This is a genomic window from Bacillus sp. CPT56D-587-MTF (genome assembly GCF_058792335.1).
In genome coordinates this window covers 2,791,133-2,817,732 of the sequence record NZ_JBYTEF010000001.1, presented here as the reverse complement: position 1 = coordinate 2,817,732, position 26,600 = coordinate 2,791,133, and the positions used below count along the sequence as shown (strand labels likewise).

Annotated in this window: 29 protein-coding genes and 1 pseudogene; 26 read left to right on the top strand and 4 right to left on the bottom strand. The window is 33.6% G+C overall.

The genetic code is table 11. From position 1 onward, the window contains the following. Positions 1-149: 149 nt before the first annotated feature. Together AC3WVZ_RS14420 and AC3WVZ_RS14415 are read right to left on the bottom strand one after the other, a co-directional pair. Positions 150-533 carry a DUF1433 domain-containing protein gene (locus AC3WVZ_RS14420; protein WP_016124882.1) on the bottom strand — a complete coding sequence of 128 codons (384 nt, stop codon included), beginning with the start codon at positions 531-533 and terminating at the stop codon, positions 150-152. 83 nt (positions 534-616) lie between these two features. Beyond that, a complete protein-coding gene (locus AC3WVZ_RS14415; protein ID WP_086395808.1) occupies positions 617-1,003 on the bottom strand; it encodes a DUF1433 domain-containing protein in 387 nt (128 codons plus the stop codon). Between the two features lie 58 nt (positions 1,004-1,061). Here AC3WVZ_RS14415 and AC3WVZ_RS14410 point away from each other — a divergent pair, with 58 nt between their 5' ends. The 5 genes from AC3WVZ_RS14410 to AC3WVZ_RS14390 all read left to right on the top strand — a co-directional run bounded on the left by AC3WVZ_RS14410 (position 1,062) and on the right by AC3WVZ_RS14390 (position 4,259). After that, complete coding sequence (locus AC3WVZ_RS14410) at positions 1,062-2,237, top strand: alpha/beta hydrolase family protein (RefSeq protein WP_059303615.1); 1,176 nt, start codon at positions 1,062-1,064, stop codon at positions 2,235-2,237. A gap of 12 nt (positions 2,238-2,249) precedes the next feature. Next, positions 2,250-2,633, top strand: coding sequence for a hypothetical protein (locus AC3WVZ_RS14405; RefSeq protein WP_000968639.1), 384 nt, complete (start codon positions 2,250-2,252; stop codon positions 2,631-2,633). 282 nt (positions 2,634-2,915) lie between these two features. After that, on the top strand, positions 2,916-3,374 hold the full coding sequence (locus tag AC3WVZ_RS14400) for a toxin-antitoxin system YwqK family antitoxin (RefSeq protein ID WP_163062088.1): 459 nt from the start codon (positions 2,916-2,918) through the stop codon (positions 3,372-3,374). Between the two features lie 156 nt (positions 3,375-3,530). Continuing rightward, positions 3,531-3,947 (top strand): SMI1/KNR4 family protein, encoded by a 417-nt coding sequence (locus AC3WVZ_RS14395; RefSeq protein WP_326235487.1) that lies wholly within the window; start codon positions 3,531-3,533, stop codon positions 3,945-3,947. 60 nt (positions 3,948-4,007) lie between these two features. Then, positions 4,008-4,259, top strand: a complete 252-nt coding sequence (locus AC3WVZ_RS14390; RefSeq protein ID WP_059303617.1) for a hypothetical protein — start codon at positions 4,008-4,010, stop codon at positions 4,257-4,259. A gap of 127 nt (positions 4,260-4,386) precedes the next feature. Here the strand turns inward: AC3WVZ_RS14390 and AC3WVZ_RS14385 are convergent, their stop codons facing one another. Beyond that, on the bottom strand, positions 4,387-5,004 hold the full coding sequence (locus AC3WVZ_RS14385) for a DUF4241 domain-containing protein (protein WP_059303618.1): 618 nt from the start codon (positions 5,002-5,004) through the stop codon (positions 4,387-4,389). A 654-nt stretch (positions 5,005-5,658) separates the two neighbouring features. On the opposite strand from AC3WVZ_RS14385, the gene AC3WVZ_RS14380 reads away from it, so the two are divergent. The 7 genes and pseudogenes from AC3WVZ_RS14380 (at position 5,659) to AC3WVZ_RS14350 (ending at position 9,127) form a co-directional block, all read left to right on the top strand. Then, positions 5,659-5,955 (top strand): hypothetical protein, encoded by a 297-nt coding sequence (locus AC3WVZ_RS14380; RefSeq protein WP_059303619.1) that lies wholly within the window; start codon positions 5,659-5,661, stop codon positions 5,953-5,955. Positions 5,956-6,041: 86 nt separating this feature from the next. Beyond that, positions 6,042-6,875 (top strand): DUF2262 domain-containing protein, encoded by an 834-nt coding sequence (locus tag AC3WVZ_RS14375; protein ID WP_004406083.1) that lies wholly within the window; start codon positions 6,042-6,044, stop codon positions 6,873-6,875. A gap of 13 nt (positions 6,876-6,888) precedes the next feature. Then, positions 6,889-7,082: pseudogene (locus AC3WVZ_RS14370) on the top strand (hypothetical protein); the annotation flags it as partial. Between the two features lie 63 nt (positions 7,083-7,145). Further along, complete coding sequence (locus tag AC3WVZ_RS14365) at positions 7,146-7,658, top strand: SecY-interacting protein Syd (protein ID WP_153595442.1); 513 nt, start codon at positions 7,146-7,148, stop codon at positions 7,656-7,658. Positions 7,659-7,677: 19 nt separating this feature from the next. Next, positions 7,678-8,100: an immunity 22 family protein gene (locus tag AC3WVZ_RS14360; protein ID WP_142284564.1), complete on the top strand. Its 423-nt coding sequence runs from the start codon at positions 7,678-7,680 to the stop codon at positions 8,098-8,100. A 64-nt stretch (positions 8,101-8,164) separates the two neighbouring features. Next, on the top strand, positions 8,165-8,593 hold the full coding sequence (locus AC3WVZ_RS14355; RefSeq protein WP_063246245.1) for an SMI1/KNR4 family protein: 429 nt from the start codon (positions 8,165-8,167) through the stop codon (positions 8,591-8,593). A 66-nt stretch (positions 8,594-8,659) separates the two neighbouring features. Then, the gene (locus AC3WVZ_RS14350; RefSeq protein WP_086395815.1) at positions 8,660-9,127 is read left to right on the top strand and encodes a DUF6985 domain-containing protein; all 468 of its coding nucleotides are present in this window, start codon (positions 8,660-8,662) and stop codon (positions 9,125-9,127) included. 76 nt (positions 9,128-9,203) lie between these two features. Here the strand turns inward: AC3WVZ_RS14350 and AC3WVZ_RS14345 are convergent, their stop codons facing one another. Beyond that, positions 9,204-9,911: a DNA alkylation repair protein gene (locus AC3WVZ_RS14345; protein ID WP_086395816.1), complete on the bottom strand. Its 708-nt coding sequence runs from the start codon at positions 9,909-9,911 to the stop codon at positions 9,204-9,206. Between the two features lie 224 nt (positions 9,912-10,135). Here AC3WVZ_RS14345 and AC3WVZ_RS14340 point away from each other — a divergent pair, with 224 nt between their 5' ends. The 14 genes from AC3WVZ_RS14340 to AC3WVZ_RS14275 all read left to right on the top strand — a co-directional run bounded on the left by AC3WVZ_RS14340 (position 10,136) and on the right by AC3WVZ_RS14275 (position 26,451). Further along, on the top strand, positions 10,136-10,624 hold the full coding sequence (locus AC3WVZ_RS14340) for an antitoxin YezG family protein (protein WP_000403551.1): 489 nt from the start codon (positions 10,136-10,138) through the stop codon (positions 10,622-10,624). A 93-nt stretch (positions 10,625-10,717) separates the two neighbouring features. After that, a complete protein-coding gene (locus AC3WVZ_RS14335) occupies positions 10,718-11,092 on the top strand; it encodes an immunity 22 family protein (protein WP_000451789.1) in 375 nt (124 codons plus the stop codon). A gap of 121 nt (positions 11,093-11,213) precedes the next feature. Next, positions 11,214-11,552 carry a DUF4064 domain-containing protein gene (locus AC3WVZ_RS14330; protein ID WP_000831725.1) on the top strand — a complete coding sequence of 113 codons (339 nt, stop codon included), beginning with the start codon at positions 11,214-11,216 and terminating at the stop codon, positions 11,550-11,552. A 101-nt stretch (positions 11,553-11,653) separates the two neighbouring features. After that, complete coding sequence (locus AC3WVZ_RS14325; RefSeq protein ID WP_000587856.1) at positions 11,654-11,983, top strand: hypothetical protein; 330 nt, start codon at positions 11,654-11,656, stop codon at positions 11,981-11,983. Positions 11,984-12,039: 56 nt separating this feature from the next. Then, positions 12,040-12,996: a DUF3994 domain-containing protein gene (locus AC3WVZ_RS14320; protein WP_000992196.1), complete on the top strand. Its 957-nt coding sequence runs from the start codon at positions 12,040-12,042 to the stop codon at positions 12,994-12,996. Positions 12,997-13,151: 155 nt separating this feature from the next. Next, positions 13,152-13,610: a hypothetical protein gene (locus AC3WVZ_RS14315; protein WP_000591625.1), complete on the top strand. Its 459-nt coding sequence runs from the start codon at positions 13,152-13,154 to the stop codon at positions 13,608-13,610. A 334-nt stretch (positions 13,611-13,944) separates the two neighbouring features. Further along, positions 13,945-15,744, top strand: a complete 1,800-nt coding sequence (locus AC3WVZ_RS14310) for an S-layer homology domain-containing protein (RefSeq protein ID WP_002026061.1) — start codon at positions 13,945-13,947, stop codon at positions 15,742-15,744. A 388-nt stretch (positions 15,745-16,132) separates the two neighbouring features. Then, entirely contained in the window at positions 16,133-16,993 is an 861-nt protein-coding gene (locus AC3WVZ_RS14305; protein WP_233936578.1) for a DnaD domain-containing protein, read from the top strand. Positions 16,994-17,104: 111 nt separating this feature from the next. Then, the gene (locus tag AC3WVZ_RS14300) at positions 17,105-20,512 is read left to right on the top strand and encodes a DUF4132 domain-containing protein (protein ID WP_233936532.1); all 3,408 of its coding nucleotides are present in this window, start codon (positions 17,105-17,107) and stop codon (positions 20,510-20,512) included. 102 nt (positions 20,513-20,614) lie between these two features. Further along, the gene (locus tag AC3WVZ_RS14295) at positions 20,615-23,005 is read left to right on the top strand and encodes a penicillin acylase family protein (protein WP_233936530.1); all 2,391 of its coding nucleotides are present in this window, start codon (positions 20,615-20,617) and stop codon (positions 23,003-23,005) included. A 535-nt stretch (positions 23,006-23,540) separates the two neighbouring features. Then, positions 23,541-24,368, top strand: coding sequence for a helix-turn-helix transcriptional regulator (locus AC3WVZ_RS14290; protein WP_000762815.1), 828 nt, complete (start codon positions 23,541-23,543; stop codon positions 24,366-24,368). A 293-nt stretch (positions 24,369-24,661) separates the two neighbouring features. Then, complete coding sequence (locus tag AC3WVZ_RS14285) at positions 24,662-24,901, top strand: cupin domain-containing protein (RefSeq protein WP_000997182.1); 240 nt, start codon at positions 24,662-24,664, stop codon at positions 24,899-24,901. A gap of 201 nt (positions 24,902-25,102) precedes the next feature. Further along, the gene (locus AC3WVZ_RS14280) at positions 25,103-26,170 is read left to right on the top strand and encodes a glycoside hydrolase family 113 (protein WP_000739790.1); all 1,068 of its coding nucleotides are present in this window, start codon (positions 25,103-25,105) and stop codon (positions 26,168-26,170) included. Between the two features lie 89 nt (positions 26,171-26,259). After that, positions 26,260-26,451 carry a DUF378 domain-containing protein gene (locus AC3WVZ_RS14275; RefSeq protein ID WP_000670804.1) on the top strand — a complete coding sequence of 64 codons (192 nt, stop codon included), beginning with the start codon at positions 26,260-26,262 and terminating at the stop codon, positions 26,449-26,451. Positions 26,452-26,600 lie beyond the last annotated feature (149 nt).

Below are 26,600 nucleotides of genomic sequence, written 5' to 3'. Positions count from 1 at the left end.
AAATAAGACTAAAATAATGGGATTGATAGGCATATGGTTATCAAATATAAAAAAATTATCTTATAGATAGTTAAATGGCTATTACTATATTACAAATAATCAACTTTTGTTTTATTTTTTATAGGAAAACAAAAGAGTAATCGTAAAGACTACTCTTGGATTTTTTTCTTTTCTTCCTTTTCAATTTCGGAAACGGATTTTTCAGGGTCTTTTATAAGTTTTCCCAGTTCTCCAGAACGTGAAAATTTATCTTCGAAGTTTTCTGTAGTACTGATACTAGCATCAAACCATAGATCTTTATCATCATTTATATATCCTTCTATAGAAGGAATTCCCATTGGACTTATTTTATGTTCTATAAATGTAATAGATTTTACATCCTGAATATTATAACGAATATACTTTTCTACACGTGCCTTTTGTGCCTTCCAAAAAATTTCTTCTTGTTCTTTATGTTTTAAGTATTCCAAAGTGAAAAATCCTCCTGCTATGAGCACCAAAGCAGATACAATCAAAATAACTACTTTCTTCATTAGAAAATCCCCTTATAAAAAACTTACCATTACATTCTTCTTAAAATGGGATAGGGAAGACAAGAGTAGTGCAGAGACTATTCTTACTTCTTTTCTTTCTCTTCCTTCTCTTCCTTTTCAATTTCGGATACGGACTTTTCAGGGTCTTTTATAAGTTTTCCTAATTCCCCGGAACAGTCAAATTTATCTTCGAAATTCTCTGTCGTACTAATACGAGCTACAAAATCTAATTGTTGGTCATTATTTATATACCCTTTTAGTCTAGGAATTCCCATAGGACTAGTTTCACGTTCTGTAAATGTAATAGATTTAACATCTTTAACATTATAATGAATATACTTCGTTACTCTTGCCTCTTGTACTTTCCAAAAAATTTCTTTTTTTTCTTTATATTTTAAGTATTCCATTGTAAAATACCCTCCTGCTATAATACAAATAATGGATAAAATAATTACCAATTTTTTCTTCATAAAAAATCCCCTTATATTTCAATATAGTTAAAATATACCATGAAATGAGTTGAAACATATGAGTGAATTTAAAAAGAATGCAATTGCGACAGAGGAAGATTGTTTCGATTTATCAGATGCCGTTTATGATGATCGAACTTTACATAAAGGAGCAGAAATAAAAGGACATAATAAAAGATGGGTAGTTATAGAATCAATAGATGCAGATTGTCAAAAAGTGAAAAATGGATTACAAGCTATTGCAGTGGTGCCGAAAAATGATTATAAAGAGAATAAAACTCACTATGAAACTATAGTATTTGCATTTCGTGGAACAGAGCCTAAGCAATTAGCAGATTTCGAAACAGATATCGATCAAATTACGTTTGGAATTAAAACACATTCTAAATTAATTACTCCAAGTAATAGTCAAACAGTAAAACCAGATTTTGCAACATCTTTTAATACCGGGTTGGAATGGGTAGATAAAGTAAATGAAACATATCAGCCAACTTATGTGCATGCTACAGGGCATAGTAAAGGAGGCGCAGAAGCTGATTATGTTGCTTCGGAACGGAATTTTTATGCAACTACATGGGCTGCACCAAATCCTTATCGTTTGCTAAGTCCTGAAGCGAAAAAACGGGTAGATAGAGGGGAAATGGAAAACAAAGCTACGGATTATACACATGAGAATGACCCAATTGGTAACCATACTCAATTCGGTGCACCTCTAATTGGTAAGCAATTTACAGTGAGACAGAATGATACAAAAGAAGATTTTTTTACACGTTTAACTATGGAAGGACACGGTAGAGATACATTTAGAGGAGCATTTCATTCAAATGGAAGTCCAATATTAAAATTAGAACCTGAAGATATTATAAGACAAGCACAAAAAATTCAAATGCTCAGTAATCGATTATCAGATATAGCAAAAAATATAGAAGAGTTTCAAAGAAGAGAAGCTGAAGCGGTTCAAAAGTTGAAAAGTCAATTAAAATATGAAACAGGGCCAGGTGGGAAATATCATCTATTAGAAGCATATGAAATAGATGAAGCCATCTCACGAATTGCCAAAACGAAAGAAGGTGGAAATGACTATTTTCACGATGTACACATGGCAGAAGAATTAATTCATCTTTTAAGAAAAGAACAAAAAAGTTTAAGTAGATTTGGGGATGAAATTAGTGATGCAGCAAATTCACTTAGGGATAAAGATAATCAATTAGCGGGGAATTTTCAGTTTAGATAAGGAGATAATTATATGATGGATTTTATGGGGGAAATTAAAAAGATAGAAAAGCAAATCGAAAGTGTTACAGGAGATTTAGCAGATCAGGTTGTTGAGGAGTTACAAGCTGCTAAAAAACAGATTGAAAGAGAAATGCAGCGTATGATGTTAAAAACAGAAGTAGGGTTTAAATCAATAGACATTATAAAAGAAGATACATATGCTCTTCAAAAAAACATAGGGGCATTTCATGAATTACAAACAAGTCTAAGAGATATAGCAGCAGAATTAGAGAAAAGTTTTGAAAGTAAAACTGGCAGTAAAATAAATGAAACATTAAAAAAATATGAAAAACAAATTAACAACAACATTTTTAATGAACATGTTCACTTAGCAAACAGTTGTGGCAAAAAATAAGAGAAGAGGAAAAACTAAAGATAGTTTCTATTGCTTTAATTTACTGAAAGAGATGCACTGTGTAAATGCGAGGTTTGGATTGAACAGAAAAGTGTGTCTGGTGAGAAGTAAATGAATTTTGAACATTTAAAGGCCTATGATAGCATACGTTACAAACGAATATTAGAAAATCCCTCTCATTTTATATAGAAATTACACAATAAAAATAGAATTATATTACGATAAAAACTTACTATTACACAAGGCTTAACCATTAGCTAATATTGTAAAGGAGGATTGAAAATGTTAAATGATGTGTTAACGAAGGAGTATATAATACAGAATGGCCTTGAGTTTGAAGAATGTTTAGAATATGGGGGACCTTATGGGTTAGGAATAGTAGAGTGTGCGGATGATGGTAAAGAAAAATTGTTTACTGGCTTAGCTTATGATGTTTATGAGAATGGAAATATAGAATGTTATTTCTATGTAGAAAATGGTGTTAAACAAGGAGAGTATGTGGAGTTTTATATGGATGGAAATATAAAAAGAATCAGTAATATGAATAGAAGCGCGGTTGAAGGGTACTGTGTTGAATTTTTTCAAAATGGAATGAAGAAGCATGAGTCTGAATGTATTGCGGGACGTGAAATGACTTTTAAAAAGTATGATGAACAAGGGAATATTATAGAACAAAAACTAGAACTAACTGAATTCGATATACTATATGCGGAAAAATTCAGTAGCGGTTTAAAGAAGTAATAAGCACTATATTAAAAATGTTGAATATTAATAAAATAACGAATTGTAATTCGAGTGAGAGATAGTCGTAGAAAGAGATATAGGAAATGTGAAGAGGTATCGAAATATAGAAGTATGTTTATGGCGCGAACAAACAAATATAAATGAGAAAAAGAGTTGGGCATTCATTTTCCTTTAGATTATATAGAATGTGTAATGAAGAATAACGGAGCACATGTTAGCCCAGAAGTATTTGAAGTTGAGGGGAAGAGAAAAGTTTTTGGTACATTACTAACTTATGATATGGATAATGATGAAAATATTATTGAGGTATTCTATGACTACAATGACACATTACCGAGTGAATTGGTGCCATTCGCATTTGATCCAGCAGGAAATTTAATCTGCTTTGATTATAAAAATCATGAAGAAGATCCAATTGTCGTCTTTTGGGAACATGAGGGGGCATGGGAAAAGGAAACATTGATGGAAAGTGAAGGGATTACGGCTGAGGAAACAGAGGAAGTAGCGAGAGAAAATGTATTCTATATTGCTAATGATTTTACGGAGTTTTTAAATAAGTTACATGATTAATAGTGGGAAAGGGATTTAAACTTATTTGGCTGTGATAAAGCAAATAAAAGGAGTAGTAAAATGAAACCGAATTATTTTACAATCGCAATGTATCCGACTGTAGCATTTAACGAGGAAGAGATATTGAATCGTCTTCTAGATGTATTTGAGTCAAACGAAAAATCCGCTCCTACTCATTGGGGAAACTGTGAAACGGTGCAGGTAGAATATAATCGCCAGGAAATCATAGAAAAAGTAATTTCGGAGCGTAGAGTGTCTGAAGTTCACCTCTATCATGATAAAATGACGGGTTATATTCACTTAAGAATATAACCCTATTTATTAGAACCAGTAGTATATAAGGAGATTATTCTACGAGTTATATACAAATATTAGACGAGGAATATTTGACGCTGTAAAAGAAAAAATATTGATTCTTATATCATTATTGATGTTGTCCTCAATTTTCCTCATGTAGCACTTGAAAATCAGTAACAAGTGAAACGATTTTTCCTGCTTCATCGATTCCCCAATAGGAAGGGTAAAATCCATCTCCATAACCTGAACGGAATATAATAATATTACTTCCTGTTTCCTCACACACCACGCAATTTCCCCAATCTTCATCATGTTCTGTTAGTATGTCATCTATAAGATCATCATACAAACTAGTAAATTCTTCTCCTAGTTCTTGTTGTAACCTATCTTCTATTTCTTCTAACTTATCAATTGCCTCAACATCTGCAAAGCACCCTAAGCCTGTATCAACGGGGTAACCAAAAATATATCCGTCTTCCAGTTCACTGACATTTTGTCCTGGTTTTGTTGCCATCTTCCATCTTACCGCTTTTGACTCCGACAATTTCAATTCGGCACCAGCAATGACTCCATCTTCCTTATGCCACCAAACAACAATTGGATATGTACCTGGCTGAATTGTTTGTTCGAAGTGATTTTTATTAAAAATAAGAGGATCACAAGCAACAATTTTACCTGAAGTAACTTTTAACTGTTCTAGTGCTTCGGAACGCAGGGCCTCACTATCCGGTTTAGATAATTCACGTAATAACTTTGACATAATGTTTCTCTCCCTTTCCTTTTAAAATATTTGTTGGTGCTGCCTCCCATATATTTTTACATGAGTTACATTTGTGTTCTGTGGTATTTCTAGCGCCTTTGTATGTTCCTATAACATCGCCATGAACTTCTAAAACCTCTGCGGCATATTGTACCCGCGTTTTCTAATAGTTCCGCAACATATTCTTCATGCGTTTTACGTTTTCGGATATATTGCTCCCCCGTACAAGTGTAGATAGAACAAACCTTTATTCATTGAAAAATATAACAAATGAATTTGATTTTAAAATTAGACCCAGTTTTGAGGATGTAAATAATAATCCACCCGTTGATTATATTATTTTAAGGGCAAAATTGCATTAATTAAAAATTCAATAAAATAAGATCGAACTAGATAGTCTTTCTAGATTGATCTTCTTATTTTATATTCTCAAGGGATATTCCACTTCACTGCGACTCATTGCAATATGTCTACTTCTGTGACACATTACACAATTGTACAGAGATAATGAAGTAATATGAAAAATAAAATAAAGATTTAAATTTAATCCTATATATTTTTTATAAATTCTAAAAGTAAATCCCTTATTTTTGGTATGATTGACAGAGACTATTTAATTTCTTATGAATATTCTTGAAAAGGAAGTGGTGCTGTATGAAATCAATAAATGTAAATGGGAATATATATTATATTGAATCTGTTCCTTTTGAAGATAAGAGTGAGCAGGATGAAGAAGGATACTACGAATATTTTTACAAAGGAGTCAATTTATCGTTTCACTCGGACAAAGAAATAATTAAAGCCCGAATTTATGACGAGGAAGAAATAATATATTTTTTAAAAAATCCATCTCTTGCATTTGGTAAAGATTTTAAAGCTATAAAAGTATATATAATTAAAGAATATGATGTAAATAAATTTAAAATTCCAAGTGAAAAAAAGCCTATATAGAATTATAGCTATAATTCTATATAGGTTTTACCATGACCAATTATAATAAAACAGGAAAACTCACAAAGTACTTATGCCTGTGGGTGATGAAAGGAATGTATTCGAAATTGAGTAAATCAAGTGAAATAAGTAGATTTGAAAATAGATTCTCAGAAAATGTGATTGAAATAGCAGCTGTCACAGGGGCATTAGGAATCGGCGCATCAAAAGGCGGTGACAACATTTTGTGGACTGCGTCAATTGATTTGATTGCGTGGAAAGACTTACATAACAATGAAACGATTAGAAAAGAAGACATACGACTGGCATGGTTGGTTGATGATGCAGAATGGAGAAAATCAAAAGACATTTTGACAGCAAATACAGTTGTAGCATTACAGGTGCGCAAGTCAGAAAATTCATTGATGCTTGTTAAGGTTTTGGAAACACCATATAAAGATGATGAGTTGGAAATCATCTTACAAGATGCAATGAAACCGCTTTTTTATCATGATGAGATGTTGGGTGTGTTCGAACTCGATAAAAGAGTGAAAACTTTTGAAAAGAGAATATCTTGGGCTGGTGAAGAATGTCATTTATATTTTGATTGGAGTGAAGACAAACATATGATGAAGTCTGCACTGGAAACAGCACATGCACTTTTCAAAGAGCAAGATGAATGGAAAATGAAAATGAAAATGTACGCTGCAAAAGAACTGGTAGAGTTAGCAAATGAATGGCTACAAGATGATGATGAAGCAGAAATCGACGAAATTACAAAAGAAATGTTCATTAATTCCATCACATTAAGCAGCTTAAGCGTTTATTCAGAAGGTGATTTTGAAATATTCTTTTCGGATGGAGATATATTTTGGGGACATTCTATCATTGTAAGCGGAAATATTCATGAGGGGCTCTCTTCGGCTGAGATTGCAGGATAAAGTGAAACTTCCATTTGCAGCATGTTTATTAGTATATTCAAAAATGATTGATAAGGCAGTAGAGATAAATGGTGAGGATGCCTTTATCGATAATAATATACCAGAGTTTACAATAAGTTGGTTGAAGGAAGAATTGAAAAAATTGATGATAAGTGTATGGAAAAGGGTTCTTTTTGGTGTATGGAAATTGAGAGCTTATATGAATAATTGGAAGTGAAAATGAAAATGTATGGTGCATCGAAGAGGAGTATGGTGATAGTGAAGAATGCTATGAGTACATATTTTAAATTAAGAAAAGAATATTTTGATAGAGGTTTGAATTTCTTATTTAAAACACCGTATAACGAAAAAGTCAATTTCGTTATCTATCATGGGGAAATAGAGGAAGAAGAAATTTCATGGAAACCGGTTGAGAAATATATTAAAACTAATTTAACAATACTTGAGGAGCGGTTCGGAATTAAGTTTCATGATTCAGTTCATCACTATTTTAATTCATATTGGTTTACTGATTTGGATGGGTTTATCGGTGACCATTATATTAGTTTAGAGGCTGTATTGCCAAATATAGAGTTGGACTCTTTCAAAGAGAAGTTAGAAAGGTATGAAAAAAATCATCGTAAGCTAGATAAGATTCCTATAGGAGTAGAAGGAAATGGTTTACTAGTTGTTTTAAATAATGTAAGTGGCAAAGTCGAATTGGAGGATTTCGAACGTGGGTTGTTTATGGAGATTTCGAACAGTTTAAATGAGTTGATTTCTAGTTTGAGATTACAAAAATAGTAAAGTAAAGAATGTTTATATGAATTATAGACCGGCTAGATGGGGTGGGAAAGTGGAATATAGTGGAATGGCTTCAGTTTGGTTTGGAATTGCTAAATCACTCCAAAATCTTGAGGAGTATGTCGATATAGATTACACGATAGATGGTGATTCAGTTCATTCAAAGTTTGGGACGAGCTTTGAATTCGGTTATTATGATGAAGATAATATTGAAATTTGTTTTTATGAGAATAATAAAAGGGAAATTGAACATATTTTAAATGATTTTTCTTATAGTGAACGAATTATTCCTAAAATAAAAAAGCTAGTAAATGGAGATAGTTTAGCGAACGATATTAACTTTGCTATTGTTCTTTATGATTTTAAATATAATGAAGTGAAAAGAGAGGATATGTTTGATGGTTTAGAGGTTACATTTATTGGTTCTACGCCGTACAGGTAGTTTGCAGGGAGCTGCAAATTCATTTCATAAACACATGGATAAACCTTGTAAAGGAGGGATACAAATGCATGCTTTGCCAAATCGTTTAGAAGAAGTCTTGGAAGAAGATATATATAAAAGGGAAGATAAAGGTCAGGTGAATGAAGTAATAAATAGGTTAGGTGTAGAAGTGTCTAATACATTTAGAGAGTTTTATTATCGATTTGCAGGACCATTTTGGGAAGAGCATGTTCCTTATGAATTACTTGACATTATAGATGAAGAGAATAATATAGAATATTACACAATTATTGCTCGAAAGGAACATGGATTTCCTAATAAGTATTTAGTATTAACGGAAATGACAGCAAATGCTGCATTGGTCCTTGATAGTGTAACCGATAAAGTTTACTCAGTAAATTTTGAAGGTGGAGATGAATTACTTTTAAATGGAGAATTAAAGGAGAGTTGGCCAACGTTTTATATGTTTTTGAAAGAGTATTTCAAGTGTTAAGTGTTGATGGGAGTTAACAATAAGCAGGGACACCTTAGTAATAAGTGCGAGAGGAATGACGGGTAAATGAGAGTGAACAATTCAGTTTTTGGAGAGATTGAATATAATTATGCTTGGGCTAAGTGTATGCCTATAACTTTTATAGGCAATGTAACTGAGATTGATTTGATGATAGATGGTGAAGAAGATGGAGTGTTTGATGAAGGGCAGTATGTAGCATATCAATCATTAATAAAAAATTGGGAAGAGGTACAAATAAGTTTACTACAGTCTATATTAGACTATTATAAACAAAGGCGATGTGAATTAGGATATGATATTGGAATGCAAGAAAATTATCCATTAATTGAAACAAATGATCAAATACTAGAGATGATTAGTTTAGATGGTATTGTTGTTCCGTATGCAGATATTATGGAGGGAAAAGAGGTTGGAATTACATTTAATTGTACGTGGGATATAGAAAATGGTGTAGGAGTTCGTTTATTAAATGAAAAGGTAATGGAAGTAGGTTATCAGGATATTATTTTTTAATATAAGTCAGGGGATATATAACCTGAAGGAAAAAGGTGTCAACCTTTCTCGAATTGACACCCAGATACGAATCTGTTTAACACCTTACATACTTACGCTTGAAACCAAGTCTTCCTCTATCAAGTTCTTTCTGAATACTCTCTGTAGCATTTAGCACACTGCTTTTTTTATTATCACGTTGGACTTCAACTATACCAACTTCTTTTGCAGTCTCAACTGCCTTTTCGTGTAGTGGTACATATGAAATTGCCACGGTGTTTAGGAAATTATTCATAGCGGATTTTGTTCGTTCTGGAGAATGATGAATTGTATCTTTCACCATTTCAAGCATATCGGAAATTTTACTTTCGGAAAATTCATTGTCTTTGCGATTTCCTAATAGCCAACAGTAGCAACTCCAGCCGGCAGACATTTTAAGCTCGTCCCCACTTGCAATCCATTTATCAGCAACGTCTTGCGCAATATTTGACTCTGATAAAGTTACTGCCACTACATAATCAGAGAGCATATAAAAATATGCCCCGTCTATCCAGCGATCAAAATCAGACTCACTCATAGCTTTTGGATCCGCAATAATCCCTGCAAAATACATAGCATCGTAGTTGCCTGTGGCATAAAGTTCTTCAGCTAACTCTTGGTTTACTTTTATTTTTTTAGCGATTGGTTTCATAGCGCCTGTAGCTACGCCAAAAACTGGCTCGTGGGCGCCGTTAGATATGTATATTTTTTTCGTTCGTTCCTTACCTAGAGCCTCAAGTTCTTGCATAACTGTTTTAAAATCCAAAGTTGTGCACTTCCTTCCTTCATGTAAGAGCCTTTTTAAGTCTTTCATATTTCTTATTTTAATACTAATTGTATTTAAGAGGTATTTCTACTTTCTAAAGGCATCGAAACTTGGTTTGATTTTTAGATGAACTACATTACACTTTAGTGTAAATAAAGAGCTAATTAAAAGAATGGTATAATATAGAAAAAGTAAGTGATGAAAATTAAATAGGGGGAATTTAATTGGAAATAAAATTGAATCGATTATATAGAGAGATAGCGGAAACGGTTTATGCCATGATTCCAGAAGAATGGGAGAAATTTTATTTTTATGCACAAATATCAGAAGCTGGAGGGGGAACTTACTTTTTCTATAACAACTTCAGAAATAAAGAAAATTATAAGTATAGTGTAGAAATTCCTTTTAAATACGAAGTTGATGAAGAGGAGTTTGAAAGGAAAGAAGATTTTTTATATAAATTGAGTAAGGAATTAAGAAATGTTTTCAAAGATAATCAGCAAGAGCTTTGGTACTCCTTTACAATGTCTCTGGAACATAGTGGGGAATTTAACATGCATTTCGATTATACAAATTGGTTCGATACAGAATATAGTTTTAGTGATCAGATGATTATTTGGAAACATAAATACTTAGGTGAAGTACCAATTGATGAAAATGATAAAGCGCTAATTCATAAGTATGACAATGAATTTCCGAATAATCCTATTTGACTGAAAGGAAAGAAGAAATGGTTTTTATAAAAATCATGAATTTTAAAGCGTAAGTTGAATGAGAATATATATTCATAATGGAGGACGCTATTAATGGAAGTACACGGAATGGTTTCAATATGGTTCGGTAATATGCAAACGCAAGATCAGTTGGATACATATATAGATGTTACGTATGATGAAGAAGGAGACGCTATACCAGCAAGATTTTTTGTTGATTTTAATATTGATATGATTGATGTAGATGAAGATTTTATTGAAAAGGAAGTGTTAGAAGAAGCGAGTGATGACATTTCTATGTTATTAACGGGATGTTCATATGATGATAAAATACTTTCTCGAATTAAGGAAGTAGTTAAATTAAATAAATCCTATAATTCTATCGTTTTAATTTATAATTTTCAATATGACAATTCAGTAAGTAATTGTGAAGGTTTTAATTTTGTAACTGCTACAAGTTATCTATAGATACAAGAAAATTGCAGTAGAATAAAAAATACATTTGTATAGTTTTTCCAATGAATATTTGGTATGATGGTGAATGGGAAAAATATACAAGCAGTTAGTGGTTCATAAAAGGGGGATTGAATTGAAAAGAACGCCTGAATTTGTATTAGGTTTAATTGGTGGCATTTTGGGAATTATTATTTCTATAATATTAATAGTTGTAGCGTTTAATATTATGGAAGGTGTTGATTACGAACTTTTAGCTTATTACTCTATTATTTTAACGGTTCAAATAGGGTTGTTCATTTTATCGTGTTTAGTAAACAAGGTTAATAATAAAGTTTATGGAGTTTGTATGATTGTGATTCCTATAGTTATGTTATTTATGTCATTATTCTTTTTACTTATTCCGACAATTTTACAAATTATATCTGGTTCATTTGCATTTAGAACATTACAGTTAGAATCGAATGTAAGCTAAATATAATTATTAACGTCTGAATATTCGGTTTTTTAAACATTTTCGTTTGTAGTTCAAATTAACATAAAGCACAAAGTTGTATGCTTTAGGAGGAGAAATAAATGATTATTTGGTCTGGTTGGGGTTTTTTAGTCGCAATTATTGTAATTATTAATACTCTTTTGGGTAAGGCTATTTTTGGATCTATAACGGGGGACGCTACATATTTTCAAAATCATAGTTGGCCAATGGCGGTAATGTTTATTATATCAGGGGTTATGTCTTGGTATTTAGGTAAATATATTAATAAGCCAGATGGTAAAGTTTATATAGATGCCGAAACTGGTGAAAAAGTTATGTTTAACAAAAAACACTCGCTATTTTTTATAAAAATGGAATATTGGGGACCAATTTTAGGAGTTATTGCAGTTGTAACTTTAATTACAAGATAAAAAAAGAGGATGGGTATAGTAAGAGTAATCTATTCAAGTAGAAGGAGAAATCAGTCATGAATGCAAAGAAACTACTAGGGGTAGCAGTTCCGGTCATGTTGTTATTTGGTTGTGGAGTTTCTGAGAAAACGAACACTTCTAAACAGGAGAAAATGGAAGAGTCTAAAGTAAAAGAATCGAAGTCTAATAGTAAGAAAGAAAAAGTTTCAAAGGAAGACTATCCTAATAAAGTGTATAAATTAGGGGTAGAGTTTGATAAGTTGTTTGCGGAGCATAACAATATTACAAGAGAGGTTTTTGACGGTAAGAAAAAGAAATCAGATATAGTAGATAGTGTGAAAGAATTAAACAAAGTGTTAGATAAATTTGAGTCGATAGATCCCCCTACAGAGTATGTAAACCAACAAAAAGATTTTGAAAAAGCAATTAGTTATTTTAGAGAGTCTTTTTCTTTAATAAATGAAGTATTCACCAGAAAAGAAAAAAGAGAAAAAGGTGATAAGACTGATAAAGAGTTAATAGAGAAATCTGAAAAGCTAGTGAAAGAAGGAGATATTTACTGGCTTAAGGCATTCAAAGATCTTGAAGGGGATATTAAAATCGGTGACGGTACAGTATCTATGAAAGATTTGAAAGAGTTAGATAAGAAAGCTGGAATTAATACAGATAACGTTATGAAGAATGTGAAAGATGGTACGGAATTAATCGGTAATTGGGGATTCCAAGGAACAGACGGTTTCAATATGTCACTCATTTTAAAAGGTGATAAGACATTTGAAACGTATGGTAAAGGTGAGTATCCAAATAAAAAGAATTATATTGAAGGAACTTGGGAATATGATAAGGAAGCTTTTACAATCTATTTACATCTCAATAAACGTTTAGTAGACGGTGTAGAAGATACAATTCAAAAAAAGAAAATAGCATATAAAGTTCAAGATTATGATGGGGAAAACTTGCAATTATTTAATGAGACGTCATTTCATACAATTAAGTATGTGAAGCAAAGTTAAAGTTATGTAGGACTAGGTTTAAATGGCCTAGTCCTTCATTAAAGTGTGGGTATGTAAAGAATATGTTATCTTTCGTTCTGTTTACTTAATATCATGTTATTCTTTAATAGAGTAATAAATGGAGTTTTGCATTAAATATATGAGGTTGGTTACAAATGATAAAAAAATTTACTAGATTCGTATTAATAGTGGTTATCCCAATCAGTCTTATTACAGGTTGTGGGGCTGCTGAAAAAACTGAAGCACAAAAGCCGAAAGCGGTACAAACGGAGAAAAAGGACTATATGGATTACTCATATGGTAGCAAAGGTATATTAGTAAGTGGCAAAGCGAAAGAACGGCAACAATACGAGATTGGATATATGGATGATAATAAATTAATTGGGATTGATGAAAATATTGAAGACTGCATTATTTTAGATAATAAAGATGAAGCAGGTCTCATTTGGAAACAAATAGAGCGAGGATCTATTATTGAAGTGCAATACGGTAAGGATCGCAATGATATCGTAGGCGTGCAATTCGTAGGAGATCGTGAGTCATATGAAATTAGTGATAAGTTTGATCGGAATACGATAAATGAGATTGTTGAAAACGTTAAAGGGAATTTGTAATAGATGTATTTCGATAGTATAGGATCTCTTATTATGAAATTGTATGCCAGTTATTTGTCTAAGTCTAAATTGATTATTTTGACGGTATTTGTAATTAGTTGTAAAATAATGTTTGTTGATGTATTTTATAAAAAGTATGTTAGATGAAATTCATCTGTAGGGATGACATATAAATATTTTCTTAATAGGTATAAAATGTTTTAATTTAAATATATGAATAAAAAGAAAATATATTAGGAGTACATAGTAGATTCATATTTTTAAAAATTATTGTGACAATAAAGGGAGGTTGAGATACATACACGGCGGGAATGTGTATGTATTTATTATAATAATGAATAAGACAATCAAACAACAAGTAATCGCACTATCAACAAGTCTAGTGATTTTAGGAAGTGTACCTTTATCAGCATCAGCAGAAGAGATCAACAAATCTCAAACTGATCAACTTAATATTGCCCAAGGAGAACACGGAACGAGCGGATTAAATTATTCTAATTTCAAGTTGGAAGTTCCTGATCATGTACAAATTAACGAAGCAGAAGTATCTGAAAATGAAAAAATGCTTTTAGAAGAATATAAGCATAAACATGATGAAACAGAAGAATTAAACAAAATGCAAGATGCTAAGAAGGGACAAGTAGCAGAAAAGGAAGCTATTTCAAACATTGAAAAGGCATTTGAATCTGTAGATGGTCGAAATGATGGATCTGATCGTCAAATGAAACCTGTTGCAAAGCCAAGAGGTATTCAATATAGTGCACAGAGTACGAAGAAATATGGAACACTTGCAGGAGTTCCATTTGTGGAGTGGATTGTTCCAGCAGGAAATCCTGATATTCGTCCTGCGAATCCGATGAAAGCACGTTACATTACAATCCATGAGACCGCAAATACAGCCGCTGGTGCTAATGCTGAAAATCATGCGAAATATTTATACAAGCAAGCAACTGAAGGCACTTTCCGAACAGCTTCATGGCATTTTACTGTAGATGATAAACAAATTTATCAACACTTACCAACAAACGAAAATGGTTGGCATGCAGGAGATGGAGATGGTTCAGGAAACAGGGAGTCTATCGGTATCGAGATTGCGGTTAACCAAGACGGTGATTACAATAAAGCGTTAGAAAATGCAAAACGACTTGCAGGTTATTTAATGAACAAAGAAGGAATTGGTGCAGATCATATATACAAGCATCAACAATGGAGTGGGAAAAAATGTCCTGACATTTTAATTTCACGAGGTAATTGGGCTGGTTTCGTACAAGGAATTCAGTGGTATGCAAATATAAATGCGCAGATTGATACGCCTTTACAAGATAAAAATGACTCATTTAATCCAAATGAAAATAATCCAGCTGAACCTAGCATGGAACTAGTGGTAAATGGTAGTGGCATCAATGTACGTAGTGATGCGGGCATTGAACATCGTGTTGTACGTAAAGCTTCAAACGGAGATCGTTACAAAGTATTAGCGGTTAAAAATGGTTGGTATAAAGTAGGTAATGGAGAATGGATTTTCTATGACCCAAGTTGGATTAAAATTAACTACAATGTACCAAAGGAAGAAGTACAAAAGCCTAAGGAAGAAGTACAAAAACCAAAAGATGATATTACAGGTGGATGGTTTGAAGGGCATATTCGTAAATTAAACAGTCTAGGTATTATGCAAGGCGAAGGCAATGGTGTATTTGCTCCATATCGAAATGTAACGAGAGCGGAGTTTGCGAAATTAATCTCGAATGCTCTTAAACTACCAGAGGGAAATAAGTCATTTGTAGATATCAATGAGGCACATCCATCACTTCATGACGGTATTAAACGTTGTGCAAGTGCAGGAATTATTAATGGTCGTGGTGAAGGGATTTTTGATCCTAACTCACCAATTACTCGTGAAGAAGTATCTATTATGATTGACAAAGCATTACGATATAAAGGAATTACAGGTGAGTTAGTAGCATTACCATTTACAGATAAGCATTTAATAACATACAAAGAATCGGTTCAACGATTATACAGCTTAAAGGTAGTTAATGGTATTGGAAATAATGAGTTTGATCCTCGAGGCACAGCAACTCGTGGTCAGGCGGCTGCCTTTATTGTGAAGATGTTAGATTCAATGCAAAAATAAAAGGAAACTTTAATCAGTGAGGGCCACTCGCACTTACATCAAGCAGTTTATTCACCAAATTTTGAAATGAGAGTTTTACTGCCCGCAAATAGCAGAAGAAATTGTATGTAGAAGCTGACATTGGTAGAAGTAAAAAATAAGAAGAATTTGAAAGGAGCTATCCAAAATAATAATTTGGAATAGCTCCTATTTAGTAGGAAGAACAATTGTATTTGATAGATTGTAATGTAGAATGCCCTTCCAAGCCCCTCATAAGCCCCTATCAAGTAATAAATCACTAAGAAAAAACAAAAGCAAAACAAAAACAAAAACAAAAACAACTACAAGAACAAAACAAGCACGAAAAAATGAAACCGGCGTTGTAGTAGTAAAAAAAATTGTAATTCGAATGCCAAAACCATTCCCGCATGCCTATCTTTATAATGAAGGATTAAAATTTTCCTATTTACTAGCAAAGAGTGGAGGGAAACATATGGCGGTATACCGTAATGTGCAGGTGAACTTTTGGCAAGATGAATTCATATTAGATTTAACGCCAGAGGAGCGTTATTTTTACATATATTTGTTAACTGGTACGAAAACGAAGCAATGTGGTATCTACATATTACCGAAGCGTGTGGCAGAGCTTGAAACAGGTTATAGTATGGAGACTGTTGAGAAGTTGCTAAACAGGTTTGTTGAGTATGGAAAGATTCTATATGATATGGAAACGAAAGAGGTATTCATAATAAATTGGTTACACTATAACCCTATTTCAAATACGAATGTGGAGAAGTGCGTATTACGTGAGTTAAAGACTGTAAAAAGTAATGAGTTCATACATATATTTTTACGTAAATGCCTTGAAAAAGAATACAAGATTCCATTAGTACTGCAGCATTTTGGTATGCCAAAAGAAGAGGATAATAGTAGTTCACAAGTAGTTATTGAAGAGAAAGAAGAAGCGGAAGAGGTGGAAACCATAGAAGAGGACGTTCCAAATAGTGAAGTTTATAAGTTTTATGAACAAAATATTAGTAGTTTATCCCCATATATTGTGAAGGAATTGAAGAATTGGATACAAAGACTTTCTGGAGAGAAAGTGTTAGAGGCACTTAAAATTGCGTTTGAAAATGATAAGAAAACGTTAGCTTATGTGAAGGGGATTTTGAGGAATTGGTGTAGCAAAAAGTTAAAGGATTTTAGTGGGGGGAAGTCTGTAATGGGAAGTTTAGAGAGAAGGAAATGTATGTTGAGTAGTGTATTTTAATTTACATTAATTTAATGCAGAATGTACGTTCGTTTTTGTGAGTTTTATGCTATACTACCATTAAATAAGGGTATTTTTATAATAGATAAAAAGATGCGGGGGGTACAAAGTTTGACTACTAGTACATCTGAGTTGTTTCAATATATTAATATGACAGAAGAACAGAAACAATTATCACAACGATATTTACAGACAAAAGAAGAAGAGATTTTAAAAAATATTCAACTAACGACAATTCGTGATCAAAAAAGAAGTGATTTTGCGGAGAGATTTATAAACGATTTTAGGAAAGTGCATAAACAAGATCCGGATTTTTTTCGATTATTTTACCATATACTCGAGGAGCAATTATTAAATGTTCTTGTAGTCCGTTTTGCGCATGTCAGTTTTTCTAAAATGAAGATTTATTTAGAAAAAAGTGCACTTCCTTTGGACAAACTTGTAGCAATCGCATGTAAATATTTATCCAGTATTTCAAGTTATGTAAATGAAGCAGATGTTTTTCTTAGAGAGTTAACAAAAGAGAGTCCGAACTATATAGAGGGACAATTACATACTTTACCAACTAAGCAACAATTAACATTACTTCTCATAATGTTTGATGTAGATTATGAAAAGTTTCGTACATATAGTTCTTTATTGAATGAAAGGTTAGAAGAACATACAGAATTTATATTAAAACTGCTAGGGGAAAAGGTTGAAGCAGTTAAACGGTATTTAAAAGGTGAAGATGATAGTGAAGTATTTATAGGTGGGAATTTACCGGAACATATTTGGCGGCTATTATTTTGTGTTCATAAATATTCGGATGTTGCGAGGCGATATATTGAAATATTGGCGAAGAAAAATGTTTGGGGTTTTATAAACTATGCAACACGTTATATGTGTCACACTCTCGGTCAGTCTCAAAACTACAAAAAAACTGGTAGTGTAAATAGAGAAACATATGAAGAAATTCAAAGTTTTTGTACACAGTTTTGGATTTCTAAGGAAAGATTTTTTGCGCATCGTCTAAGGCAACATGATTTGAACAGTGAGGATTTTTGTAAGACGTATGAATATGAATTGCTATGCTTTATGTTGGAGGAAGATCCTGAATGTATTCAACATACTTTGCGATATGTAAGTAAAATGAATTATCTCATCATCGCACGGACGTTAGCTGAAAAAGGATATGAGCTAAATATAGGGAAAATGCGAGAAGAATTTTTTGTTGCTGCTTTGCAAATAAAATTGTCTACAGTGCGGGATACATATCGTGATTATTTACAAGGGAAATTGTTACTTGAGGATATGAAGCAAATACTTAAAAATCCGAAATATAGGAGTATGTATTGGGGTATGCCGGTGTTAGAGGTTGCGCTTCTTTGGGATATAGATGATGTAGCGAAGAGGGAAGCTGTACTTACACTACAGTTTGGAGATGATGATAGTGTTAATTTATACGAACTTCTTTACGAATGTTCTGTCAGAGGAGTAGAACCGAAACAAGTATTAGAAGATCTGCTTTCGTATGGGTTAAGTAAGGAAAAGCTTATCGCTTATGCAGTTGAAGAAGCTGCATGCTACAGTGAAGAGAGAAATAAGGCGAAGGAAGCGCTTGTTTGTGTAATTGTAAAAGAACAAGCGTACATTATTGAAAGATTTGATGAGTATTCTGCTGTGGCCAAAGCATATATTTTAGAAGAGTTAGCAAAGGATAACATGATTAAAATGCGTCCAATTTTAATTAAAAGCTTAGGAGATTCATCTAAAAAAATGCGTGAGTCTGTAGTTAAACTGCTTTCAAAAGATGTAGAAGCTGCAGCAGATGTAGCAGTTGAACTTCATAATAAAAAGAAGATTGTTCGTGAAAATGTGATGAAAATACTAATAGAGTATAAGCTTGAAAAATATACGAAAATTGTACAGGAAGCTTTGCAAGAAAGTAAAAATGAATCTTTCGCAGGAAAATTCTCATTTTTATTCCAAACGGAGGAAGAAAAAATAGAAGAACTATGTGCACGTATTTTAACTGAACAAACAAGAAATTCACTTCTGCAATTGATTGGGGATGAGCCACAAATCCGTTTACGTGACTCTGATGAAATTGCTGATGCTGCAATTCCGTTAGCCTATTTACAACAGTATATTTCAGATGCTGTTATTGAGAAGAAAGAAACGGCAGAAGTAATTGGTAGAGCTTTAAATGAAGAGGACTTAAAAGAATGTGTGCAAACAATATATCAAATATGGATTTCTCAAGACGCAGATGTGAAGAAGCGTGGAATTCTTTCGTTATACGGAATGTATAGTGACGACAAAATGGTCGACATACTTATAAAGCAAATTGATGAATGGGTGCTTCAAATGAGAGGAAAGATAGCAGCGGATGCCGTTCGTGCTTTAGGTTTGTCTTCATCTAAGCTTGCACTTATGTCTATTCATGCAATAGCATTTAAATATAAACATAAGCAAGTACGTAATGCAGCAAAAGAAGCGCTAAGTCTTGCTGCGAAAACACGTGGTATAACAGAGGAAGAGCTGGAAGATCAATTGGTGCCGGACCTCGGCTTTACTATACAGGGTGAAAAGATAATTGATTTCGGGAATCGAAGTTTTACTGCCATTTTAACTACAGAGTCAAAAATTGAATTAGAGACAGAAGAAGGAAAACGTATGAAGTCACTTCCAAAGCCGAATGCAAAAGATGATGTAGAAAAGGCTAAAGAGGCTAAAAAAGAATTAGCCTCTTTAAAGAAGGAACTCCGAACTACTCTTTCAATGCAAAAACAACGATTAGAAGCGGCACTTTCGTTAAAGCGTTATTGGTCACATAATGCATGGAAATCTGTATTTATGGATAATCCAATTATGAAGCAATTTTCTATTTCACTCATTTGGGGTGAGTATAAGGAAGGGAAGTTGCTGAAGGCATTCCGTTATGCAGAAGGTGGCGTGTTCTGTACAATTGACGGGAAGAGTTATGAACTTTCATCTGGCACTGTTATTGGTTTCGTTCATCCGTTAGAATTGTCTGGGGCGGAGAAGGAATTATGGAAAGAGCAATTAGAAAGTGCGGGAATTGTTCAGCCGTTCCTACAAATTGAGCGTCCAGTGTTTGTAGTAGAAAAGAATGATGAGAGTGCTATTGAGGGATTTGGCGGTATTTTACTAAATGGTCGTTCGTTATTCGGTAAGATGACGAAGCTTGGATGGATCCGTGGGTCTGTTCAAGATGGCGGTGTATATTATACATTTTACAAAGAAGATACTCGTACCGGATTAGGCGTGCAATTGTCATTTAGCGGAGCTCCGATTGGTTATGAAGATGAAGAAGATGTATGTGTATTTGACATTCAATTTTATAAAGCAGGTACAGTGAAGCGTGGTTCATATGAATACGATGAGATTGATGATGAAAGACGCATTGTACCAAAAGAAGTAGATAAACGCTTCTTTAGTGAAATGTTATATGATGTCCAAGTAGCGACAGATTCAAATCTTGGGCATAATGAAAGTTGGCGTAGCGAACGATAAGAAAACCCCCCTTCATTGGTAGGAAAATGAAGGGGGGTTTTCAATGTCTTTAAAAGGTTCTTTCTCAAAAAGAAGCGAATAGTGTGAGAAAGGGGTGGTTATATGGAAGTCGTTATAAAGAAGAAACGAAAAAGGGGAAAAAGAATTTTTATTTGGGCTAGTAGTATCGTTTTTTTGTTAGTTATTTCCGCTGCGATTTTTTTGAACATATATACGCTGAAATCTATGCCAAAGATAGATGGAACGATAAAGCTAGAGGATTTACAACAGGCTGTTACGGTGAAGCGTGATAGTAAAGGTGTACCGCATATTAGATCGGAAACTGCACATGATTTATATTTTTCACAAGGATATGTGCAAGCGCAAGATCGTTTGTTTCAAATGGACTTAAGTAGAAGACAAGCGTCTGGTATGTTAAGTGAAGTTGTTGGGGAAGCAGCTGTTGACCGAGATAAATTGTTTCGAACACTCGGTTTACGGCGAGCGGCCGAAGCTTCAGTTAGTCAATATAATGGAGAAGCGAAATATGCCCTGCAGTCATTTGCTGATGGGGTGAACGCTTTTATACGTGAGGCGAAAAAGGAAAAGAAATTACCAGTTGAGTTTACTATATTAGGTTATGAACCTGCTGAGTGGTCAATTGTTGATACTTTAACGATTGGGAAGTATATGGCGTTTGACTTAGGAGGACATTGGCACGGACAGGCATTTCGATATTGGGCGCTGAAAAATCTTCCGAAAGAGCAAGCGAATGAGCTATTTCCTGCATATCCGAAAGATGCTCCTAGATTGCTAGCTGAACTGAAAAATACAAATGTGGACGTAGCACAAAGTTTTTCAAAAACGATAATTCCGCCGGAGTTTAACGGTAGTAATAACTGGGTTGTGAGCGGTGAGAAGAGTGCGTCAGGTAAGCCAATTTTAGCAGATGATCCTCATTTATCTCTTGCGACGCCTTCTATTTGGTATCAAACGAGACTTGAAATGAAAGGTTTAAATGTGAGTGGCGTTATTTTCGCTGGAGTACCAGGTGTTATATTAGGACACAATGACAAAATAGCGTGGGGTGTTACGAATACAGGGCCTGATGTGCAAGATTTATATATTGAGAAGAGAAATCCTAATAATGAAAATGAATTTCTGTATAACGATAAATGGGAGAAAGCTATCGTTGTAGACGAGTCTATTAAAGTAAAAGGCGGGAAGACAATTCCTTATAACGTTACGATTACGAGGCATGGACCAGTAATTTCAGAGTTTGCGGATAAGGGGAAGGAGAAAACGAAAACAGTATTCTCTTTAAAGTGGACAGCTTTAGAACCGTCAGCTGAGTTAAAAGCTGTATTAAATATGAACAAAGCAAAAGACTGGAATGAGTTTGAAACCGCTCTTCAAGATTTTCATACACCAACCCAAAACTTTGTGTTTGCATCAAACGACGGCACAATTGCTTATAAAGCGAATGGAAATATACCAGTGCGTAAAAAAGGTGATGGTAGCTTACCTGTTCCAGGATGGACAGATGAATATGAATGGGAAGGGTATATCCCGTTTGATCAACTTCCAAAAGTAATTAATCCAAAACAAGGGTTTATTTCAACTGCGAATAATAAAATTGTTGATGATGATTATCCGTATCATATTAGCAATACGTGGGCGCAGCCATATAGGCAAATGCGTATTCAAGAATTTTTGCAAGAGAAGGAAAAGTATACGGTGAAAGATTTAGAAGAGTTACAGATGGATCAAAAGAATTTATATGGGAAAGAGTTTACTCCTATATTTTTAAAAGAGTTAAATAAAGCATCTTTAAATGAGGTAGAGAAAGAAGGCGTAAACCAATTAACAAAGTGGAATTTTTACGATAGTAAAGATGAAGCGGCACCATTAATATTCCATTTGTTAATGAAAGAGATTTCAAATACGTTATTTTCAAAAGAAATACCGAAAGATGTAATGGAGTTATTTGAAGGGAAGTCACAAGTTGTTGATGAATTGATTCGAAAAGAAGCAGCGGGAGAAAATAGCGTTTGGTTTACGAAGTACGGAGGTTTCACAAAAGTTGTGCATACATCGTACGAGAATGTAATGAAGAAATTGCAGAAGGAATATGGACCCGATATTGGAGAGTGGAAGTGGGGCGATTACCATCAACTCGCTTTTACACATCCAATTTCGAAATCATCGAGTATGTTAGCATTACTGGCTTTTAATCGTGAGAAACCAGTTCCGATTGGTGGGAGCCAAGTTACCGTGCAAGCAGCGAGTTACGGCGAAAACGGCATTGTAAATCACGGGGCGTCTTGGAGATTCATTATTGATACGAAAGATATGTCAAACGGTTATCATATCGTAGGGCCAGGACAGTCGGGCCATTTTAGAAGCGATTGGTATCATGATCAAATAGATGATTGGGTAAATGGCACGTATCATACGACTACATTGAATACGGAGGGGATAGAGGGGAAGGTGCTAAATTTAGAACCGAAGTGATAGGGTGTTTTTGTTTGTGGAGGGAACTAGTAATACTCTTTTTGATAATGAAAGCTTATCATTTAGAACATAACCCAGTTCTTAAATAATTTTAACAGCCAGCCTACTATCATTTAATTTGATAGTAGGCTGTTTCCATCTTCGAAATACGCTGTAGCAACTTCTTCAGGATTACGATTATTTCCACATGCTGTAAGTGCTGTAACTATTAACATGATCATTCCAGTTTTGAGGGGAATTAGTTAACAAAGACTAGGTATTATTTGCAACAGAACTGTTCCTCTATCCCCCTTGTTTCATCATTTTTTTAGGCCAGCCAACTTGACAAATGTTTTTTTATCAAACTACAATGAAAATCATTATCAATAATATAGGGAGGATACTTTGGTCAATAAATGAAAAACAATATATTTATAGGTTAATAATCAGATCTTGTTAAGTTGTATGTACTATTTTTAGTTTAGCGTTTCCCAGAATGTACACCAATTAATCTCGCGAATTACAAGAAAACTATTATTGAAATGAGGCGTGTATTGTGAAGTTAGACGTGAATGAGTTAGCAGAGTATCTTGCCAATACTCCTTTCCGAGTAGAAGGAGTATATCGTTATGCTAAAAATCCAGGTGTGCCTTTTGCTGAGTCTACAGATTCTTTCCCAGGATTTGTATTTCCAATTACAGGGAAGACGCAATTTCAATTTAATGGTACGCCGTATACTCTTTCCCCAGGAAAAGTTATACATGGGGGTGCAAAAATGACATTAGCCCATAAAATGCTTGGTGAAATAAACTGGGAATATATTCTTGTTTTATATCGGATAAGCAATTCAGAACGAGAAGACTCTGGCTTTACTCATCAGCATTTTGAATTATTAACAGGACAATCTCCTCGTCTTGTCGAATTACTTATGCGTCTTTGGGATGTATATAATCAGCGTGGAGGCATTTCGATGTTTCAGACCGAAATGCTGTTTCGCGAAGCGTTGAATGAAGCTTTATTAAGTGTTTTCAATAGAGAAAGCAATTATGAGTCGCATACTTTATTTGAACGAATATCTAGTTACGTTCGTAAATACTATTATAAAGATATTACAATTCATACACTTACAGAACAAAATAATGTTAATCGAAATCGTCTTTCTTACGTGTTTAGAAAGCATGCAGGTATGGGGGCAGCAGAATATTTATTGAACTATCGTATAAAGATGGCTCAAAAAATGTTATGTACAAGTGATGTGCCTGTACAACAAATTGCGCAGGCTGTTGGAATCGCAGACCCTTTTTATTTTAGTAGAGTTTTCAAGAAGCGAGTTGGCATTTCGCCTACTAAATATCGCGAGAAGTTCATCAATAATCCATACTAATGTCAACAGGGGTCCATTCTTATTTGAAAATCACTGTTCTATACTTATGGAGAGTTAAAGGAAACATTGGATTGAAAGTACTTTCATTGAAATCACTCCTTTGTACTATCTGAATGAAAAGTTCTGGCCGGAGCATTTTCTTTTTAAGCGTAATAACGACTTTTTTACTTATATTACTGTAATATAGTGGAATTTGAAAGTGAGGAGGGATTATTATCCATTACCAACCTATTAAACTAAATGACGAGTTATCTAAAATTAACGATTATTGGTATCCACAAGTGATTGGTGAAATGAATGACGATCAAATTCAGCTTTTTAAAGCTAATGGAGATTTTATATGGCATGAGCATCCTAATACAGATAAGCTATTTATTGTGCTTGAAGGGGAGATGTTCATCGATTTTCGTGATGGACAGGTGAAAATTTCTAAAGGCGAGATGTTTATTGTCCCGAGAGGCGTTGAGCATAAACCTTTCACTGAAAAGGAATCCCATATCATGTTGGTAGAGCCTAAAAGGGAAATGGATTGATAATTGTAAAAAGATAAAAAAGGAGCGGAAATCCGTTCCTTTTTTATTTATCTTACTATTTTTAGGAGCTTAGTATGAGTAAGATGTGAATAAAGGATGAATAGCATTTTTATCAATAAAAATTTATTGGATTTTTTGTGGAATATATATGAAACGTTGTATAAAATAATCAAGAAAGCCAAAAATTATAGGGGGAAAGTTGTGAAGAAAAATAAGAGTTTAATAAGTTTTTTAGGAGTGTTTCTTATGTTGTTTTCTTTTTGTTTTCAAGGAAATGTACAGGCAGATGTAAATACTGTTCAATCTGGAAAAATCAAATCAGGAAACGTAACAGTATGGGAAGTTGGAAATGTAGCGAAAGTGTTAGCTGATGTAGAGCGTTTAAATTTAAATACAGTAAATGTACCGATTCAAGTAGATATCCCAAATGTGACTTCTACGAACATGGTAATTAATCAAGCGCAAAAGCAACAAGCTATTATTTTAATTCAAGAATTATTAAAGCGTAATATTCAAGTTATAGTGGAACCGTTCCCGTATATTCAGCAGGGGAATGTTGGAGAGACAGAATGGAACCCAAGTAACATTAATGATTTCTTCTGGAATTGGAAGACGGTTATTCTGCAAGATATTTTTAATTCCATTACAAGTAAATACAATGTGTATGGACTAAAGATTGCTTCTAATTTCGTGAATATGGAGTATGCAGAAGGATACTGGAGCGATACAATTGATTTTGTTCGTAATCAGTATAAAGGAAATGTTTTGTATCAAATGAACTGGTGGTTAACAGCAAGCTGGGACCCTTCTTATGAAGCGAAGTTTAAAGAGAAAATCAATCGCCCGTATTTAAAAAAGGTGGATATTGTTAGCATAGACAGTTGGTTTGAAGTTTCAGGAAAAAGAAATCCAACATATGAAGAAGTGAAGCAAAGTTTATTTGCGACAACAGTATATAATCGTGGGCAAAATGTTGTTCAGCAATTGGAACAATTACATAATGCAACAGGAAAGCCAGTTTACTTCGGTGGATTTAACGTTCCAGCACGTGAACTTGGATTACAAAATCCATGGAATCCAGATGTTTCAAATGTGTTTTCGAAGGATGTGCAATTAAATGGATGGAGTGCTTACCGCGATGTATTAGAACCGAAACCATATTTTAAAGGTTTTTCAATTTGGTTTATTGGCTCTAATGATAGTACACATGCGTATCAAATACATAGTAAAGAAGCAGCGGCAGTTATTAACGGGTGGTACAGAAAATAAATTTTATAAAATAGGTAAGTTTTAAAGTTTACTACATATATTTCTAGTGAAAGGCCTTTCACCATCTTATCACCTAGGGGGCAATCATAATGAAATTTTTGTCTTACCTTACAGTAATTTTGGTGATTCTTGGCGGTTTGAATTGGTTATTTGTAGCGTTAGATTACAATGTAGTTGAGAAATGGTTTGGTTCTATGCCGGCGCTTGTGGACACTATTTATTGGCTCATTGGTCTCTCTGCTATTTATCAAATTTTTGATCGGTTCTTTACGAACGATTAGCTATTATTCTTTCATTATTAGAGTGTTAAGTACGATTATGTACTTAACACTTTTTTATATGTCCATAAAAAAGTCTGCACTTGCAAGCGATTCCATCGCGTCTTGCGCTCTAATAATAGAAAACAAATTGACCACATATTATATTTTAG

Bases quoted from the DNA above. Each gene is read 5' to 3' on its own strand.
- AC3WVZ_RS14335 (WP_000451789.1), top strand. From the start codon at position 10,718: ATGGAAGTACACGGAATGGTTTCAATATGGTTCGGTAATATGCAAACG.
- AC3WVZ_RS14360 (WP_142284564.1), top strand. From the start codon at position 7,678: ATGAATTATAGACCGGCTAGATGGGGTGGGAAAGTGGAATATAGTGGA.
- AC3WVZ_RS14310 (WP_002026061.1), top strand. From the start codon at position 13,945: ATGAATAAGACAATCAAACAACAAGTAATCGCACTATCAACAAGTCTA.
- AC3WVZ_RS14295 (WP_233936530.1), top strand. From the start codon at position 20,615: ATGGAAGTCGTTATAAAGAAGAAACGAAAAAGGGGAAAAAGAATTTTT.
- AC3WVZ_RS14400 (WP_163062088.1), top strand. From the start codon at position 2,916: ATGTTAAATGATGTGTTAACGAAGGAGTATATAATACAGAATGGCCTT.
- AC3WVZ_RS14365 (WP_153595442.1), top strand. From the start codon at position 7,146: ATGAGTACATATTTTAAATTAAGAAAAGAATATTTTGATAGAGGTTTG.
- AC3WVZ_RS14420 (WP_016124882.1), bottom strand. From the start codon at position 533: ATGAAGAAAGTAGTTATTTTGATTGTATCTGCTTTGGTGCTCATAGCA.
- AC3WVZ_RS14355 (WP_063246245.1), top strand. From the start codon at position 8,165: ATGCATGCTTTGCCAAATCGTTTAGAAGAAGTCTTGGAAGAAGATATA.
- AC3WVZ_RS14375 (WP_004406083.1), top strand. From the start codon at position 6,042: ATGAAAGGAATGTATTCGAAATTGAGTAAATCAAGTGAAATAAGTAGA.
- AC3WVZ_RS14390 (WP_059303617.1), top strand. From the start codon at position 4,008: ATGAAACCGAATTATTTTACAATCGCAATGTATCCGACTGTAGCATTT.
- AC3WVZ_RS14315 (WP_000591625.1), top strand. From the start codon at position 13,152: ATGATAAAAAAATTTACTAGATTCGTATTAATAGTGGTTATCCCAATC.
- AC3WVZ_RS14305 (WP_233936578.1), top strand. From the start codon at position 16,133: ATGCCAAAACCATTCCCGCATGCCTATCTTTATAATGAAGGATTAAAA.
- AC3WVZ_RS14385 (WP_059303618.1), bottom strand. From the start codon at position 5,004: ATGTCAAAGTTATTACGTGAATTATCTAAACCGGATAGTGAGGCCCTG.
- AC3WVZ_RS14405 (WP_000968639.1), top strand. From the start codon at position 2,250: ATGATGGATTTTATGGGGGAAATTAAAAAGATAGAAAAGCAAATCGAA.
- AC3WVZ_RS14410 (WP_059303615.1), top strand. From the start codon at position 1,062: ATGAGTGAATTTAAAAAGAATGCAATTGCGACAGAGGAAGATTGTTTC.
- AC3WVZ_RS14350 (WP_086395815.1), top strand. From the start codon at position 8,660: ATGAGAGTGAACAATTCAGTTTTTGGAGAGATTGAATATAATTATGCT.
- AC3WVZ_RS14285 (WP_000997182.1), top strand. From the start codon at position 24,662: ATGAATGACGATCAAATTCAGCTTTTTAAAGCTAATGGAGATTTTATA.
- AC3WVZ_RS14380 (WP_059303619.1), top strand. From the start codon at position 5,659: ATGAAATCAATAAATGTAAATGGGAATATATATTATATTGAATCTGTT.
- AC3WVZ_RS14275 (WP_000670804.1), top strand. From the start codon at position 26,260: ATGAAATTTTTGTCTTACCTTACAGTAATTTTGGTGATTCTTGGCGGT.
- AC3WVZ_RS14325 (WP_000587856.1), top strand. From the start codon at position 11,654: ATGATTATTTGGTCTGGTTGGGGTTTTTTAGTCGCAATTATTGTAATT.
- AC3WVZ_RS14415 (WP_086395808.1), bottom strand. From the start codon at position 1,003: ATGAAGAAAAAATTGGTAATTATTTTATCCATTATTTGTATTATAGCA.
- AC3WVZ_RS14320 (WP_000992196.1), top strand. From the start codon at position 12,040: ATGAATGCAAAGAAACTACTAGGGGTAGCAGTTCCGGTCATGTTGTTA.